Source organism: Enterovibrio calviensis DSM 14347, assembly GCF_000621165.1.
GTDB classification, from domain to species: Bacteria; Pseudomonadota; Gammaproteobacteria; order Enterobacterales; family Vibrionaceae; genus Enterovibrio; species Enterovibrio calviensis.
This window is the reverse complement of sequence record NZ_JHZA01000010.1, coordinates 118005-134820: the sequence shown is the minus strand read 5'-3', so window position 1 is coordinate 134820 and position 16816 is coordinate 118005. Positions and strand designations below refer to the sequence as shown.

The following is a 16816-nucleotide window of genomic DNA, read 5'->3' as shown; positions in this document are numbered from 1 at the left end:
TGAAATTGAGTTCAAAATCAGCGGCTATTGAGATTAATGGAACGACAAATCAGTGATTAACATACTCATCGGTCTCGATGCCATCAACGCCTGCATCAAGGTTTTGATTTGGCCCATTTTCGAACATGTTAGCGGGGATAACACCGAACATCCTCGGCAATTGTTGTATTGGCTGACGACGAGGATCATCTTGCAACAACGCTGAGCGCGCCCCTAACGCATTATTGACATCAAGGGTTATTGGATGGCCTTCTACATGACATGAGGTACAGAACGTATTGTTTGTCGCATCAGGGCGGATATCGTCAAACACTAACTTCTCATGCGCCGGCACCAAAAGCGCATCACGAAGTGAATGAGATGCCTCTGGAATTTGCGCCAGGTTTGCACCGATATGATTGGTGTAATCGACGTAGCACGCATAGCGATTGCTGCTCTGCTGTGACAAACCGTTTGAATTCAGTTCCCTGTCGATCGCGGCCAAACCTAACGAACCCTCTCCCATCGCAAGCACATTCAATTCACCGTTATAGCTATCATCCAAGCCAACCAAGGTGCCTCTGGCATGTTCGCAGGTCATTTCCATTGATGTATTGGATTGCAATCGAATCATTTTCAACTCGTCCACCCAGCCTTTAAATGCCGGCACTTTGTTTCGTGATGCACCTAGAAGCAAATTACCAGGTAGATCACGGTCTTTCAGGCGGAAGTCCCTCGCGGCGAGTCTCGTGACTCGCTGAACCAAGTTCCCGTTAATAAAAATATCAATTCTGCTGGGATACACCTTCAAACCAAGGTGCGTCCAGTTTTTCTGTTTCAACACCTCTTGGCTTAGTGACAAAGCCTGAACCACATTTCCATTGCGTTTTTTCAACTTGATCAGGCCGCGACCAACATCAACCGTCACATACGCTTTATTTGGCAGTGTCAGTAAGCGAGATTCTCGATTTGATCGCGGGTCAAAAAACACACCGTAATACCAAATATCATTTTGGACACTACGATTTTGTCTTTCCACATTGAAGGAAATCCCCTCATTAGTCCCATCAAGCCAAGCACCTTTGCCTTTCACACCGCCCATCGCGACAGGTTCAATGCGCATCGATCCTATGCCCACCCCATATTCAGGAATATTGAAAAACTGGGGGCGCAGATTGGGATCCGAAGCTCTCGCATCGCGATCTGCCGTTGCTGCATTTTGAAAATGCACCGTTTCAGTAAACCCTTTACCACCGCCATTTTCGCTGAAGCCAAACCCATTTTGGTGGACGATGTCATCAACCCCTTGCTTCACAAAGGTGGTATTCATTGGCGCATAAATCATGACGTTGGGATCAATAAAATCATCGAATGCCATTTCAGTAGTGACGCCATTCCCTTTGCTCATCTGCCACACAATGTCACGCGGCGTAATCGGGCGCATATTTGGAAGGTAGTTGAAGCGATGCTCCATTGAGCCCAATTGTGCACCCGTAATGATGTCGTAATTCAAGTGGTCAGGCGCATTGGTACTTTGTCTTCTCTTGATTTTATTCGCAGCAAGAAGCACTTTACCTTCGGTATTGACGGGTGAATCGCCCTCTCCGGTATTAGGCTCATAAAGCCCAACGTTCAGGTGTTGGTAATTCTCGTCATTCATCCCATAGTCGTGGTGGTTTATCAGATTATCCAACTCGACCATTTTTCCATGGGTCCACAAACCAACGGCAACAACAGCGCGGTCTGCCTGTGTTATCTCGTAGCGCCTTATATATTGCACAGGGTTGGCTTGCTGATCGAGACGACAAAGATTGGTGCTCGTAGGATCGCCACAAGATGTTGGGTAACGGCTTTTCAAATTACCTGACTCATCTGTGTAATGAAGCGTGTCGTCGCCATACTCCATAAACAGCATCTCACCACGCAGCCCTAAATACGGATATGCGCCTCGCGAACGCTCTCCGTCTAAGAAGAAATTCCCTTCTGGATCGCGCATTTGATACTGTGCAAAACCGTATTTTTGGTTAATTGCCTCATCGAAAAATGCATGCGTCACAGGGAAAGGCCTTTTCGCCCACGCTTCTACATCACAAGGCTGATTATTCTCAGCATTGTAAGTATAAATAACGCGCTCAGAGCCTTGCCCAGGATCCCCTTCTAGATCCCAAGCAAGTCCATTGCCTCTCGTAAATCTGACGAGATACAACATACCATCAGCAGTCACATTGGGTTCGAAATAGCTGTTTGGGCGTTGACCCCAAATACTGCTAGGGAGAGGTGCAATAACATCAGATCCCTCTACCGATTCCACCGACAAAATTCTTGCGTTAGCGGTTTTTGGATTCGCTATAACAACACGAAAGTCGTGGCTCACGAACGAAAGTGGGGAATTGCGATTACGTTCACCCAACCCGACAACGGTAATGTTATAAACATCATTACCATTGCCATCAGCAGTAGGGTTCGTTGGTGTTTTCTCACATATCGTTTTAGCCCCAATCCGATTGATGCCAGTACCCGAAAACAATTCGGCGGTAGGTATTTCGATCGCGCGCTCTTCGATACCTTTAAAGCCTCTTTCTGAGAGCAATAAATGGGTATCCAACTTTTCAGGGACAATGTGATAAAACTTGAATCCGTGTATGCCTTTAACGCTGGTTCCAATACGCCCATCTGACGTAACGCGGTAAGGCTGCATATGCGGATACGCGAGCCCGCCTTTGCTTTCCTCACTATCCTCGGTATCTAGGAAATTGTTGCGAACAGGAAGATCAAGAATAATTGCAGGCACTTCTGGGGTAACGGCAGAAACTGCCGGTGTGGTAATACTCGAATCATGCGTTTGTGAATAAGCAATGTTCCCAACCGTCCCTAAACACAACGCAACAATACTTATGCTGCAATTAACCTTAATATTCCCTAGCATCGAACTCATCCATTCCTTTAAATATAAACATTAAGTTGCATATTTTTATTTCCAATAAAAACACGCAAAAAAATATAAAAGTCACTAATTACTCAACGCTAACATATGCATTTAGGTGCTTCTATCCATCGAATAAAAACCACACTTTCTTAGTGTTTATTGTTAAATTATCCGACATGAAGTATTAATAATTAGATATACGCTCTCGCATTAACAGCGAAGGGAGGCGCCAAAAACCAAAATAAACTAACCATATCAGACATTTAATTTACATTTAAACTCTTGGTAGATACTCAATAATTGTGATTATTGGAGTTCAACCATATGTACAATTTCATCTTCATCGATATCTTAAAAACGAGTCAAACTCTAACTTTCTGGCTGTTCATTCAGCCATTTCAAATAAAAAAGCATGAGCTAAAATTAAACAAGCTGAATTGTAATAAAAATAAAAATGTCCGGTCTCGGAAAATTAAATCAGTAAAACGATGGGCGAATACTCGCGGCTTGTTCTTTGGGGGGATTAGTCAGATATTTTTCAAAAGAAAGCGATGAAGCATGGCTCATAAGCATAGAAGTATGGCTAACCAACGTTGAAGAAAAAGCTCAGCGAACTCTCCCAGACACAATTCACTCAGGGGGAAACGTAAATTGAAGTCTTAAACGCTTGTTATAGAAGCATTGTTGAATGGGCCGATACAACCTGAAGTTTGCCTTCTTTTTCAAGCCAAACTCTTGAAAACACAAAACGCCCATTGGCATCTGCTCCATCGTATGTCCCTGAAATTTGTGCATTCACGTAAACAAACACACAGTGACCATGAGGTTCGACTTGTAGATCACTTAACTCCATCGATGTGATAGACAGCAAGCCAGATTGATGAAGCGCAATATCATCTTTTTTCGAAACTCTATGCCCAAGGTGATTGATGAATACCAAATCATCAGCAAGCAATTCGCCCAGTGCTTCAACATTCGAACTCACCATCGAAGCTTTTAGTCGCTTTTCGGCATTGATAACCTCTTGTACTAATTTGGACTTCATAATTATATCTCCTGATTCTTTACAACCTCGTATACCCGATGCCGTTTATTCCTTTGCATGCGCGACATGTTGAGCGCTCTCAAAGCAAGGCCTTCTCATTTCAACGGGCTTATTGCTAGCATTGCCACAACAGCTTACCAAACGTACCTTTTTCATCGATAAAAGCGTAAGCGACACCTGTACCGAAGTTCACCCATATAGGGAGCTCCCCTTCGTTCAACTGACACAGAAATTTCCAATCACTTGCAATTGGGATCTCTTCTGATTGGATAAAGAACGGGTTACCTCCAATCTTAGAGGGCTCCATCTCCTCTGCGTAAGCATCATAGGCATCTTCGTCGTTATCAATCATCAACCCTATTTGCTCATCGTTCAAATACTCGGGTTCTTCGATATAGTCGAACAGCACCTTGAATTCAATTAAACCTTCTTGGTCAACTTCGCAGTCTATCGGGAAATGATTAACAGGGCATGCTGGGCCAGTGGCACGAGCAACAGTTTTAATTTTGTTGTCACCGGGTTGCACAATTACCGCATTCAGACCAGCGTCAGGCTCCCAAGACCCTTGCCCCTCTTCATCACAATCAATAAAAATATATGCCATCTTTCCGAACGTATCACCAAAGAGTTTGTCTTTTAGTTCAATCTGACCGACAAATTGCATCTGCTTATCTTCGCAAGAATCTAAGGGCCACTCGGGCTTAGATATCCAGTTTGGCTGTCCGCCAAACTTTGAAATAGGTTCAGCAATTGGTTTTTTAACTTGCTCGAATTTAAGGTTTGATTTCAGGGGCATCCTTTACCCTCCAAAAGAATGTTCACGAGGCATTACCCTGATGCCGCCGCTTTGACGAAAACCAATTCACCCTCAGGGCCCCAAAGCACATCCTCCGTTGCGCGATAGCCCCGCAGCCAAAGACCAGCCTCATTAGCACTGAGGTTAACGCGGCTTTACGTTCACGGTCTTATTATTTCAATCTAAAAATCCAAGCCAGAACCTGTATCTTTAAAGATCTTACCAAGCCCTCGTATGAACAACGAAATTGCTCTAAATGGAAAATCAACAAACACTTCTAATACGTCATACCATGAACTGTCTTTATCATATTTTGGTGGCCACAAATAATGGGAGCACGCAAAACCAACAATACTGATAAAAAGCAATAGCCAATCAAAGCTAGAGATAATCAGATCAACAATGAAGTACGAACTAATGATAAAAGTTACAATTGCTAGAAACACTCGAAAATTATTCATGATTCTTATTACACACAATTCAGCAGAAGAAAAACAACGCGTTTAGTCTCAGGCTCTCTCACTAGACCAGTCCGCGTATAAGTATGAAATTTATCATATAACTTTTTCAAACCAGTTAATTTAATTGAGTTCTTGCGATCTGAATTGAAGGATAAAATCATCCTTAGCTAAAAATTAAAGATCTTCACCATATCCATTAGCTATTGAAAAAACCGGATATTGAGGCATTTCTAGCTTCTCAGTGGTTTGTTGTGCCAGACTGTTTTGAGTGCTTGATATAGGGTTATTTCACTAACCACTCTATCAATTAAACAGATATATTTTGAACGAATAGCGTCGTTGCTATCGTTATTACTTTGCAGGTTACAAGAATAACACCCAGATTTTAAAGCGCACCCAACACGGAAGTTTGATGACCAATGTGGTCGCTTATCATTCACTGTATTTCGATTGCACAGCCGTCACCTGCCCCAATAAAATTACCATCATCGAGGTGGATTCACTGCCAAAAGCGCTAATCGACAAAATGGCTATGGCCGAGGGATGAAATGAGAAGCGTGAGAATTTTGTTCATGAAATCATGACGGTGTATCGTCTAACCGACATAACAAATTGTGGCTGGTATGTTTTTGCTCGTAATGACCAGAAATTCCTTTAAATGATTCTATCTCTATCGGCATGATTCAGACACTCAAGGATTTACAAATCCCGAGATAACATCACATCGCTAGCATAAAAAAGGCCGCTGTATCTTTCACAAGAACAACGGCCTTTTCTAATTTGGCGAAGCCAAAGGAAACAACAAAAGCTGGATTTACTTGGTCGCCGCGCTCTTGCCCTTCGGGCCGTCGCCTTTCCGACTGCGTCGGGGCAACGTTGTCTCGCTTCACTCGGCTGAAGACTAGGCGTCCCCCCAGCCTAAGATTCTGCACCCCTATCTGAATTGAGGCAGATTCCAGATACGAAAAAGCCCGCTCACTGAGCGGGCTTAATCTAATTTGGCGGAGAGATAGGGATTTACTCGGTCGCTGCGCTCCCTTGCCCTTCGGGCCGTCGCCTTTCCGACTGCGTCGGGGCAACGTTGTCTCGCTTCGCTCGGCTGAACCCTGCCTAGGATTCTGCAACCCTATCTTTTTCGAGGTTTAAATATGCAAAAAGGCCGCTGAATTATCAGCGGCCTTTTCTAATTTGGCGGAGAGATAGGGATTTGAACCCTAGGTGGGCTATAAACCCACGCCGGTTTTCAAGACCGGTGCTTTAAACCACTCAGCCATCTCTCCGTTGTTGGGGCGTATACTAATGTTCGACGTGGGGTTTGTAAACCCACTAATTATGCATTTTCGTTTGAATGAGTGTTTTTACGCCACCATGCACATATCACAAGCAGAATGGGGCTTGTATTCAACCACCTAGCCAAAACTAAATAATTGGGTTCTTGAAAAAATGCATAAACATCTCATCAAGAGCAACACAATATTCTGGTCATCAGGGAAACTCACAGAAACTCAGAGGAATTGTCAATGTAGCGGCAGGTTGCATATTCACAGGATAGTGAGACTAATGAATAAAGTAAAAACAATGTGTTACATGATTGACTTGTTCACACTTTCAATCAAGAAAATGAACAAATTCGTCAAGATCATTGCATGGGTCACACCTCTTACTTGTTCAATTTGCAGCCAAGGCTACTACTCCTATACTGTTGATGTTAACCGCGTGTTAATTTCCAACTTGCCGTGGTTTTACAAGGTTCTCTTCATTTTTTGGCTACTTGCCTCTCTTGAACCTTGTCCATGAGTAACAACCAGTTATAACCAAAAAAGGATTGATAGGTATGGTTTCCAAAAAGTCGACATTTGGACTTGCAGTTATCTCAGCACTGCTTTTCACTGGCACTGCTAGCGCAGAAGGTCAAAGCACACTGGATAAAGTCAAAAAGGCGGGCGTACTGAGCTGTGGTGTCAGCACCGGTCTTCCTGGCTTTTCTAACCCAAACGCAGAAGGTCAATGGGAAGGTATTGATGTCGAGTTTTGTCAGGCAATGGCCGCGGCAGTACTCGGTGACAAAGGTAAAGTGAAGTACGTTCCTCTTACAGCGAAAGAGCGTTTCACTGCACTTCAATCTGGTGAGATCGATGTATTGTCTCGTAACACTACGTGGACTCTACAACGTGACGGTACTCTGGGTCTGAACTTCGTGGGCGTTAACTACTACGATGGTCAAGGCTTCATGGTGAAAAAAGACTTGGGCGTGAACAGCGCACTTGAACTTGATGGCGCTTCTGTTTGTGTTCAATCAGGTACCACAACTGAACTTAACCTTTCAGATTACTTCCGTGCGAATGCAATGTCGTTCAAGCCAGTGGTTTACGATACGTATGATGCAACTGTTAAAGGATTTGAATCTGGCCGTTGTGACACGCTAACGACTGACCAATCTGGCCTGTATGCGTCACGCATCAAGCTGGCTGATCCAAACAGCGCTGAAGTTCTGCCTGAAATCATTTCTAAAGAGCCACTAGGCCCTGTTGTTCGTCAAGGTGACGACAACTGGTTCAACATCGCTAAGTGGACACTGAACACCATGATCAATGGTGAAGAGTTCAACATTACTTCAGCGAACGTTGATGAAATGCTGAAATCAAAAGATCCAAACATTCGTCGTATTCTTGGTCAAGATGGTCCTAAAGGTAAAGGTCTTGGCTTGAACGACGATTGGGGTTACCAAATCATCAAGCAAGTTGGTAACTACGATGAGAGCTTCCAACGTACTGTTGGTACTGACTCACCGCTAAACATTCAACGTGGCGTGAATGCGCTATGGAATAACGGCGGCATCATGTACGCGCCACCAATTCGCTAATCTATTCGTTTTTACGTATAGCACTTGTGGGGCACAACTCTGTGCCCCTTATTTTAACGTGAAAGGATAGAGGTGCGGCTGTATGGCATCTAAAGAGAATTCGCTTAACTCATCGGCTACTCGCCCTGAGAAAAAGCAAAGTCTAATATACAATCCAACGTTTCGCTCTGTGGTGTTTCAAGCCGTAGCTATTTTTGCCTTAGTGTTTTTCGTTTACAACATCGTAAACAATGCACTGACGAATCTAGACGCGCGCGGTATTGCAACAGGGTTTGGCTTTATGAGCCAAGAAGCGGGCTTTGGGATTGGATTAACACTGATTGAGTACAATGAAACCTACTCATATGGTCGAACCTTTTTCGTTGGCCTATTAAACACAGCGTTGGTTTCCATACTCGGTATTGCGCTGGCGACAGTCTTGGGTTTCCTCGTCGGTATCGCGAGACTCTCTAGAAACTGGTTATTAAACCGTTTCGCTGCAATCTATATCGAGATCTTCCGAAATATCCCTCTTCTGCTTCAGATTTTTTTCTGGTATTTCGCAGTACTACAAGCACTCCCCTCTCCGAGACAGAGTCTCAGTGTGGGTGATTCCATATTCCTTAACGTTCGAGGCTTGTTTGTTACTCGCCCAGTTTTCGAAGAGGGATCAGTGTGGATGCTTATTGCACTGGTTGTGGCAGTAATTTTCAGCTTTGGTTTAGCTCGCTTTGCGAAAAAGAAACAAATTGAAACGGGTGAACAAACACCAGTTTTCGCTATTTCTCTCGCGGCTATTATCGGTTTACCCGTTTTAGCGTTCTTCATCTCAGGCATGCCCGTGTCGTTGGAATACCCAGAACTTAAAGGGTTTAACTTCCGCGGCGGTATATCCATTCTCCCAGAACTTGCGGCACTAACACTTGCACTGTCTATATACACTGCATCGTTTATCGCCGAGATTGTTCGATCTGGTATTAATGCGGTGAACCATGGCCAAACAGAAGCTGCAATGGCATTGGGTTTACCGCGAAACAAAACACTTCGATTGGTTGTTATCCCGCAAGCCATGCGAATCATCATTCCGCCTCTGACGAGCCAATATTTGAACTTAACCAAAAACTCGTCTCTCGCAATGGCGATTGGCTACCCCGATTTGGTCTCGGTTTTTGCTGGTACAACGCTGAACCAAACAGGGCAAGCTATTGAAATTATTGCAATGACAATGGGTGTTTACCTAACGCTTAGTTTATTGACTGCGTTATTAATGAACATTTACAACGCCAAAGTCGCGCTGGTAGAGAGGTAACCCATGGCTAAACAACATGAGTTTCAACCAGATTTGCCGCCACCACCTAGTACGGTAGGACCGATTAGCTGGATGCGTCAGAACTTGTTCTCGTCCCCTCTCAACTCAATCATGACATTGGTTCTGGCTTTTCTCGCCGTTCAAGGGTTATGGGCTGTTGTTGATTGGGCATTCATCAATTCAGATTGGATTGGAACATCCAGAGAGGATTGCTCGAAAGAAGGTGCGTGTTGGGTATTTATCAACGTACGTTTCGATCAGTTTATGTTTGGTTTCTATCCGCAAGAAGAGCTTTGGCGTCCTCAGCTTTTCTACGCCATTTTGGCGATTTTCACCGCTCTTTTGATCTATGAGCGCACACCAAAACGCGGTTGGATACTTCTGACATTCCTGATCGCATTCCCGTTTATGGCCGTGTTCTTGATCTTCGGTGATGTTGCTGGCTTGCCAAAAGTGGAAACACACCTTTGGGGCGGGTTGCTGATCACCATGATCATCGCCATCGTTGGTATCGTTGTGTCATTGCCAATTGGTGTGATGCTAGCCTTAGGCAGACGTTCAGACATGCCGATCATCCGCAGCCTATGTACTGTGTACATTGAAGTGTGGCGTGGCGTTCCGCTGATCACCGTCCTGTTTATGGCTTCTGTGATGCTGCCGCTGTTTATGTCTGGCGAATCAGAAACGAATAAACTGGTGCGGGCATTGATCGGTGTGGTCATGTTCTCAGCAGCGTATATGGCAGAAGTGGTTCGTGGTGGTTTGCAGGCGATACCTAAAGGCCAATATGAAGCGGCTGACGCGCTAGGCCTGTCATACTGGAAGAAAATGGGACTCATCATTCTGCCTCAGGCATTGAAAATCACCATTCCTTCCATTGTTAACACCTTTATTGGTCTGTTCAAAGACACCAGCCTCGTCCTCATCATTGGTATGTTTGACGTTCTGGGTATTGGTCAGGCTGCGAATACCGACCCGAATTGGTTAGGCTTCGCGACGGAAAGCTATGTGTTTGTGGCATTGGTGTTCTGGATTTTCTGTTTCGGCATGTCCCGTTACAGTATTTACCTAGAAAACAAACTCCACACTGGTCACAAGCGATAGAGAAACAAGGATAGTATTATGACTCAACAAGACGCCCCTGTTATCGAACTGACCGATATGAACAAATGGTATGGTCAGTTTCACGTACTAAAGAACATTAACCTGCGGGTTTCTAAAGGCGAGAAGATCGTTATCTGTGGCCCTTCTGGTTCAGGAAAGTCCACCATGATCCGCTGTATTAACCGCCTAGAAGAACACCAGCAAGGTACCATTGTTGTTGGTGGTACTGAGTTGACTGACGATCTGAAAAACATTGAGCTGGTGAGAAAAGAAGTCGGGATGTGTTTCCAACACTTCAACCTTTTCCCTCACCTTACTGTGTTGGAAAACTGCACCCTAGCGCCAATTTGGGTGAAGAAGATGCCAAAAGACGAAGCAGAAGCGATTGCGATGAAGTTTCTGGAACGTGTTAAAATTCCAGAGCAGGCTGACAAGTTCCCAGGCCAGCTTTCTGGTGGTCAGCAACAGCGCGTAGCGATTGCTCGTTCTTTGTGCATGAATCCAAACGTGATGCTGTTCGATGAACCAACCTCTGCGCTTGACCCAGAAATGGTTCGCGAAGTGTTAGATGTTATGGTTGAACTGGCAGAAGAAGGCATGACCATGCTGTGTGTAACACACGAAATGGGTTTTGCCAAAGAGGTGGCAGATCGCGTTATCTTTATGGATGCGGGTGAAATCATTGAAGAAAATGTCCCAGAGGAATTCTTCAACAACCCTCAATCTGATCGCACGCAGTTGTTCCTGAGTCAGATTCTTCAGCACTAAATACACACGTGACGAATGGATTTTGAGTTAATAACTCATTAACATTTAGTTACATATTGAAGCAGGCTTAGCCGATGGGATATATTAGTATTCTCAAAGGCTAAGCTGTTTTATTATCAGCAATGCGACAATTGTGACTTGAAAAATTGAGCCAAAGGCGCAATAAATGTCGTATGAGAAAGTATCTGTACCCCATCGGGAGAAAGCTATGAACGATCGTTTTGTTGCTCGCGAGTACTCGCAAGAGAGCCAGTTAGCAACCAACAAGGTGTTACGCAACACCTATTTCCTACTGTCACTGACCTTAGTGTGGTCTGCGCTGGTTGCTGGCGTTTCTATGGCGATGAACATGCCATACCCTGGCATCATCATTACCTTGGTTGGTTTCTACGGCTTACTATTCCTGACGGAAAAGAACAAAAATAACTCAATGGGCATCGTGCTAACGTTCGCGTTAACTGGCTTCATGGGTTACACCTTAGGTCCAATCCTAAACATGTATGTGGGCGCTGGCCTTGGTTGGGCTATCGCACCGGCACTGGGCGGCACAGCACTGACCTTTATGGCGTGTTCTGCATATGCACTGACCACCAAACGTGACCTGTCGTTCCTTAACGGCATGTTGATGGCGGGCTTTGTCGTGATCATCGTAGGTATGATTGCAAACATCTTCCTGCAAATGCCTATGATTTCAGTGGCGCTTAGCGGTGTATTTGTTCTGTTCTCGACAGGCGTGATTTTGCTAACCACTCAGTCAATCATTCGTGGTGGTGAAACCAACTACATCTCTGCGACCGTTGGTCTTTATGTAGCAATCTATAACCTGTTCCTGAGCCTGCTTCAATTGCTTGGCATTTTCGGTGGCGACGATTAATCACACTGATTAACGCTACGAACAAACAGGTATTAGACAAAATATCAGAAACGTACACACCTTGGTGTGTACGTTTTTTTATGCCATCAATACAGACCGCTCAGGCGTCAGGGGCAGTCAGAACCCATCCCCTACTTAACCTTTCCGCCGCACTACCTTCATCCAATTCAAGCCAATTCAAGCCGATTAAAACAATCGCATGCATTTTCGTGAATGGTATTAAGCCGACGGTGTTTCTTTAGGGTGCAACAGCACGCCTTTTCGCGAAAGAATAATGATAAGCGCGGGAATGGTTAGCCATAGCTGAAGCGATATCAGATGTGGCGATAACAAGCCTAAACTTTGAACCGCAATAGCGATAACTCCACTACCGCTCAATTGAATGAGTCCCAGCATGGCAGCAGCGGTTCCTGCTTGGTCCGGAAAAGGGGCCAACGCTTTCGTTGCTGATGCTCCAAGTACGAATGCAAAGCCAATGGAAGCAATGAAAATTGGCAACATAAAGCCCAACGCTGTTCCGTTGAAACCCAATGCTTGCATCAAACCACCCGCCACAATGAGCAGTACTAACCCAGATTGTAAAACTCTGCGGCTACTGAGTTTTGCCATTAGTTTTGGCGCAAGCACACAAGCGAATATATTGATGACCGCATTTAGTGCAAACCAGAGTGTGAATTCCGTGGTAGCCACACCTAGATGCGACAAAAGCCAGATCGGCGCAGATGTGATGTAAGCAAGTATTGCACTGATGGTGAGTGCACATAGCGTTGCGTGGAACAAGAAGCTAGGCTCTTTCAAAATAGACGTGTAACGCGCAACGCTAAAAAGCGCTTCATGTTTTTTACTTTCGTCTTGCGCTTTTTCACGAACCACACAGAAGATAGCAACGCCGACCATCAAAGAGAATAGCGCAAGAAAACCGAAGTTTGATCGCCATCCATATTGCACGGTTAACCAATGCCCAAGCGTGGGAGCCAAAGCCGGAACAAAAGCGATCGCGCCGTTAAGGTAACTGATCATTTGGTTGCTTTTTTCATGACTAAAATTGTCTTTCACTAATGCAAAGGCAATCACAGTGGTTGCACTGGCGCCGAAGCCTTGCATTAAACGCGCCGCCAACAGCATTTCAATACTAGAAGACATATATGCGGCGATAGAGCTGAACAGGTAAACGGCGATACCTAAGTACGCGACAGGTTTACGCCCATACTTATCAGCCATCGGCCCTGCGAGAAGTTGCCCAACGCCCAAGGACACCATGAACAAGGTAATAGAATCTTTAAGCCGAGAGACATCGACGTTGAAAGAGCCTGAAATATCATTGAATGCAGGTAAGTAAATATCAATGGCGAGTGGACTGAGTATGATTAACGACATCGCAATGGCTGCGACTACGCGTGATTGGAGTAGGGTGTTGTTCATTTCTTCCTAACTTACAAAGTGTGCTTATCATTCAATGCCCGTCATGGCAGCAGGGCTGCAGGGCTGCAGGGCTGCAGGGCTGCACAGTTAAACAGGTGTTGCGTAAGAAAAGCCATTGTTTTGATTGAGAAAGGCGAATATAACTAATCACGTTGAAGCAAGAACATGACAATTGTCTGGTCAATCTTCGCATAACAACCTACGCACAATAACTTACGCATAAGACCACGAAATTAAGAACGCGAAATGGATAAAGCAGCACTATTACAACTTGGTTATGAGACCGTTCTTCGTTTTATTGAAGAGAATCAATTTCGTACGCTGATTGTAGACAAAGGAGATTACATCCTTAAACAGCACCAATTAGTAGACGAAATCTATTGGGCCAGTCCTGCGCATTTCTCGATTTCCCACACCGCAGAAAATGGCAAACGACTCAGTTTGGGCGATTACTCCCTAGCAGATAACTTTTTCGGGGAATTTGAATACTTCACTGACGCCCAGAGTCCGTTCGACATGATTGCCACGGCAAAAGCAGAACTGATTGTAATTCCCTCCGCTCAATTCACTGAGTTGTTATTGAAAGACGGGAGAGTGGCATTTTGGATGAATCATCGAATCTCGACTATCTATCAACATACAATGAACATCGCCCTTGAACGCTCTTTGTACCCACTCAAGTTTAATATCATTAACGATATTGTTGCCCGGCATACATTGCCAACTCGATCCATTCATCATGCTTATATGTACCAAGAAGCCGAACGATTTGGTTGCACGGAGCGCGCCTATGCACGCATCGTTCGTGAGCTCATAGATGAAGGGCTAGTAACCAAGTCTCATGATAAGTCGACACTGACCCCTGTCGATCTCGAACGTCTTCAGCGTTACCTTGAAAAGTACCAACAATAGAGAGCCAATAAATATGCCTTTTCTTCTCGGCGGTGGTTTTTACTGTCATTAATAAATTGTGATCTTGAAGCGTCTGACACAAGCCGATATGCTTTGCGCGTTCGAAACACGAGGTAATCCATGTTGGAATTAAACGGTAAGCAAATTGAAACCGATGCTCAGGGATATCTGAAGCATTTCTCTGAATGGGATGCTGCGCTTGTGCCAATGCTGGCAGAACAAGAAAACATTGAGCTGACTGATGCGCATTGGGAAGTTGTTTACTTTGTGCAGGACTTTTATAAAGAGTTCAACACCTCTCCGGCGGTTCGCCTATTGGTGAAATCCATGGAGAAAAAATACGGCCCGGAAAAAGGCAACAGTCGATATCTTTACAAACTGTTTCCTAAAGGCCCTGCAAAGCAAGCCACCAAACTTGCCGGCCTTCCCAAGCCTGTAAAATGTATATAAAGAAAGAGACGCCATGTGCGTCTCTTTTTCGTTGTCGCACCGATAGTTGTCCCACTGATAGTTACCGCACCAACAAAACTCTTGGTACAAAATCCAACCCGCCTATTATCGAATCGAAAAACCATCAATGGCCTGCCAATCAACGCGTTCATAGGTTAAGCCCGTCACGTTAGCCGTCACTGGCCCTTTCTCTAACCACGCGAGTAAATCTTCGATATTCTTTTCATCACCACACATCATCACTGTGACGCTGCCGTCGGCTTCATTACGAGCAAAACCAGTCAGTGACCGTTTTAATCCTTCGTGCGCAGTATGGAATCTGAACCCCACGCCTTGCACCCTTCCGGAAACGATTGCCACAATGCAAATATGGGACATATGTCACACCTCTATGATTGGTTATTACAGTACGCAACAGTGTAAAATCCATCAGCCTGAGTGCAGCCTTTCACGGTCATTTCGCACATCACGCATTTTCTGTTAGCGCACTCTACAAGGATTTACCCATCATGAAAGAAACGCCGTTTCGTTGGATTGACCAATACCTCATCCGACTCAGTTTGAAAGAGAAATTCATGGTGCTTTACGCCTGCCTTTTTTCTCTGACTATTGCCACAGGTGTCATCTTTCATTCTGCATCATCAGCACAACTTGCCGATGTGCAAAACAAACATAGCGCAGCACTGAACGCCGTGCTGTCTCACTACGATGGCAACGCCAATGATGCCGCGCAGATCCTCGCCTCGTCAGGCGTTGCTGTTAGCCCAACAAGCAGTAACTGGGCGCAGCAATCTGCAACCGCCTATTCCGCGCAAGACACAAGCTTCTGGTCGCACATCAGCGTAACCGCCATCATCATTATGGCCCTGCTTTTTGTCGTCGGTCTGTTTGCACTGCACTACGTCTCCAGCTTCATTGGTGGCGCCATGTACACGATGAATACATCGCTACAACGCATGTTAGACGGTGACCTGACTAGCCGCATGAATTTCTTCCCAGTAAGAGATGAGTTCAGCATTATCGCTAACACCGTCGATAGCGTGGCTGACCGCGAGCACACTCTAGTGAAAGCCATTAAAAGTGCCTCAACATTGATGGAACAGCTCTCTGCAGATTTAGGCAACCGAAGTTCTGAGAGTCAAAGCCTGTCTGCCGAACAACGCACTTATCTTGATTCATTAGCCAGCGCGACAGAAGAAATGGCAGGCTCGATTCGTGATGTTGCAACCCACGCGGAAGAAACCTCCGGCGAAATCATGGTGGCCGGTGAAGCGTCTCAACAAAGCCGTAGCCAAGTAAACCAAACGCTGCATGCTATTCAAGCATTGAGCTCTGAAATCGAAGCAGCGGCGAAAGCGGTATCTTCATTGGAACAAAACTCCAACGAGATTGGCAGCATGGTGGCGACAATTAGCGCCATTTCAGAACAAACGAACCTACTTGCGTTAAACGCGGCGATTGAAGCGGCACGTGCCGGAGAGCAAGGTCGCGGTTTCGCGGTGGTTGCAGACGAAGTGCGCACACTGGCTGGACGCACACAGCAAGCGACCGTTGAAATCCAACGCATGATTCAAGATTTGGAAAGCAACACCGCCCACCTACGTGGTGTGATGCAAGGAACGGTCGACAATGCAGCGGCAAGCGAGTCGTTAATGCACAATATCGACATTGAAATTGGCAATATCTCTGAGCGTAGCCAACGTATTACTGACCGCAGCACCGAGATCGCCACCGCAGCTAACCAACAAGGCAGCGTTGCAGGTACGATTTCATCCGATGTTGAACGTGTTCGCCAGCAAGCATGGCAAGTCAGCGAGATGATCCAGCAGACCGCGAATGACGTGACACATCTGCAAAAGCAATCGAGCAGCCTCACTTCATTGGTTGATGGTCTTCGCACCGAATAAAACGAAGAAAATAACAAAGAA

13 protein-coding genes, 1 tRNA gene, 1 other RNA gene and 1 pseudogene are annotated in these 16816 nt (G+C 45.3%); 9 read left to right on the top strand and 7 right to left on the bottom strand.

Going from position 1 to position 16816, the window contains the following annotated elements:
• Positions 1-49: 49 nt before the first annotated feature.
• The 3 genes from Q365_RS0110440 to Q365_RS0110425 all read right to left on the bottom strand — a co-directional run bounded on the left by Q365_RS0110440 (position 50) and on the right by Q365_RS0110425 (position 4746).
• Positions 50-2905 (bottom strand): hypothetical protein, encoded by a 2856-nt coding sequence (locus Q365_RS0110440; protein ID WP_028023294.1) that lies wholly within the window; start codon positions 2903-2905, stop codon positions 50-52.
• A 670-nt stretch (positions 2906-3575) separates the two neighbouring features.
• Entirely contained in the window at positions 3576-3950 is a 375-nt protein-coding gene (locus tag Q365_RS0110430) for a nuclear transport factor 2 family protein (protein WP_028023292.1), read from the bottom strand.
• Between the two features lie 115 nt (positions 3951-4065).
• On the bottom strand, positions 4066-4746 hold the full coding sequence (locus Q365_RS0110425) for a DUF1963 domain-containing protein (RefSeq protein ID WP_028023291.1): 681 nt from the start codon (positions 4744-4746) through the stop codon (positions 4066-4068).
• Positions 4747-5601: 855 nt separating this feature from the next.
• On the opposite strand from Q365_RS0110425, the pseudogene Q365_RS27155 reads away from it, so the two are divergent.
• Positions 5602-5742 (top strand): annotated as a pseudogene (locus Q365_RS27155) (AraC family transcriptional regulator); the annotation flags it as partial.
• Between the two features lie 464 nt (positions 5743-6206).
• On the opposite strand, the gene Q365_RS26410 reads toward Q365_RS27155, so the two are convergent.
• Positions 6207-6352, bottom strand: a non-coding RNA gene (locus tag Q365_RS26410) — RtT sRNA.
• A gap of 44 nt (positions 6353-6396) precedes the next feature.
• A tRNA-Ser gene (locus Q365_RS0110405) sits at positions 6397-6487 on the bottom strand.
• A gap of 554 nt (positions 6488-7041) precedes the next feature.
• On the opposite strand from Q365_RS0110405, the gene Q365_RS0110395 reads away from it, so the two are divergent.
• The 5 genes from Q365_RS0110395 to Q365_RS0110375 all read left to right on the top strand — a co-directional run bounded on the left by Q365_RS0110395 (position 7042) and on the right by Q365_RS0110375 (position 12104).
• The gene (locus tag Q365_RS0110395) at positions 7042-8070 is read left to right on the top strand and encodes an amino acid ABC transporter substrate-binding protein (RefSeq protein WP_028023287.1); all 1029 of its coding nucleotides are present in this window, start codon (positions 7042-7044) and stop codon (positions 8068-8070) included.
• 82 nt (positions 8071-8152) lie between these two features.
• A complete protein-coding gene (locus tag Q365_RS0110390) occupies positions 8153-9358 on the top strand; it encodes an amino acid ABC transporter permease (protein WP_028023286.1) in 1206 nt (401 codons plus the stop codon).
• Positions 9359-9361: 3 nt separating this feature from the next.
• Positions 9362-10462 (top strand): amino acid ABC transporter permease, encoded by a 1101-nt coding sequence (locus Q365_RS0110385; RefSeq protein WP_028023285.1) that lies wholly within the window; start codon positions 9362-9364, stop codon positions 10460-10462.
• An 18-nt stretch (positions 10463-10480) separates the two neighbouring features.
• Positions 10481-11230 carry an amino acid ABC transporter ATP-binding protein gene (locus tag Q365_RS0110380; RefSeq protein ID WP_028023284.1) on the top strand — a complete coding sequence of 250 codons (750 nt, stop codon included), beginning with the start codon at positions 10481-10483 and terminating at the stop codon, positions 11228-11230.
• A 208-nt stretch (positions 11231-11438) separates the two neighbouring features.
• Entirely contained in the window at positions 11439-12104 is a 666-nt protein-coding gene (locus Q365_RS0110375; RefSeq protein ID WP_028023283.1) for a Bax inhibitor-1/YccA family protein, read from the top strand.
• A 219-nt stretch (positions 12105-12323) separates the two neighbouring features.
• Here Q365_RS0110375 and Q365_RS0110370 read toward each other — a convergent pair whose 3' ends face one another.
• Positions 12324-13526: a multidrug effflux MFS transporter gene (locus Q365_RS0110370; RefSeq protein ID WP_028023282.1), complete on the bottom strand. Its 1203-nt coding sequence runs from the start codon at positions 13524-13526 to the stop codon at positions 12324-12326.
• A 246-nt stretch (positions 13527-13772) separates the two neighbouring features.
• On the opposite strand from Q365_RS0110370, the gene Q365_RS0110365 reads away from it, so the two are divergent.
• Entirely contained in the window at positions 13773-14438 is a 666-nt protein-coding gene (locus Q365_RS0110365; protein WP_028023281.1) for a Crp/Fnr family transcriptional regulator, read from the top strand.
• A gap of 120 nt (positions 14439-14558) precedes the next feature.
• On the top strand, positions 14559-14888 hold the full coding sequence (locus tag Q365_RS0110360) for a TusE/DsrC/DsvC family sulfur relay protein (RefSeq protein ID WP_028023280.1): 330 nt from the start codon (positions 14559-14561) through the stop codon (positions 14886-14888).
• A 105-nt stretch (positions 14889-14993) separates the two neighbouring features.
• Here Q365_RS0110360 and yccX read toward each other — a convergent pair whose 3' ends face one another.
• Entirely contained in the window at positions 14994-15266 is a 273-nt protein-coding gene (gene yccX / locus Q365_RS0110355; RefSeq protein WP_028023279.1) for an acylphosphatase, read from the bottom strand.
• Between the two features lie 131 nt (positions 15267-15397).
• On the opposite strand from yccX, the gene Q365_RS0110350 reads away from it, so the two are divergent.
• A complete protein-coding gene (locus Q365_RS0110350) occupies positions 15398-16795 on the top strand; it encodes a methyl-accepting chemotaxis protein (protein ID WP_028023278.1) in 1398 nt (465 codons plus the stop codon).
• Positions 16796-16816: the final 21 nt, after the last annotated feature.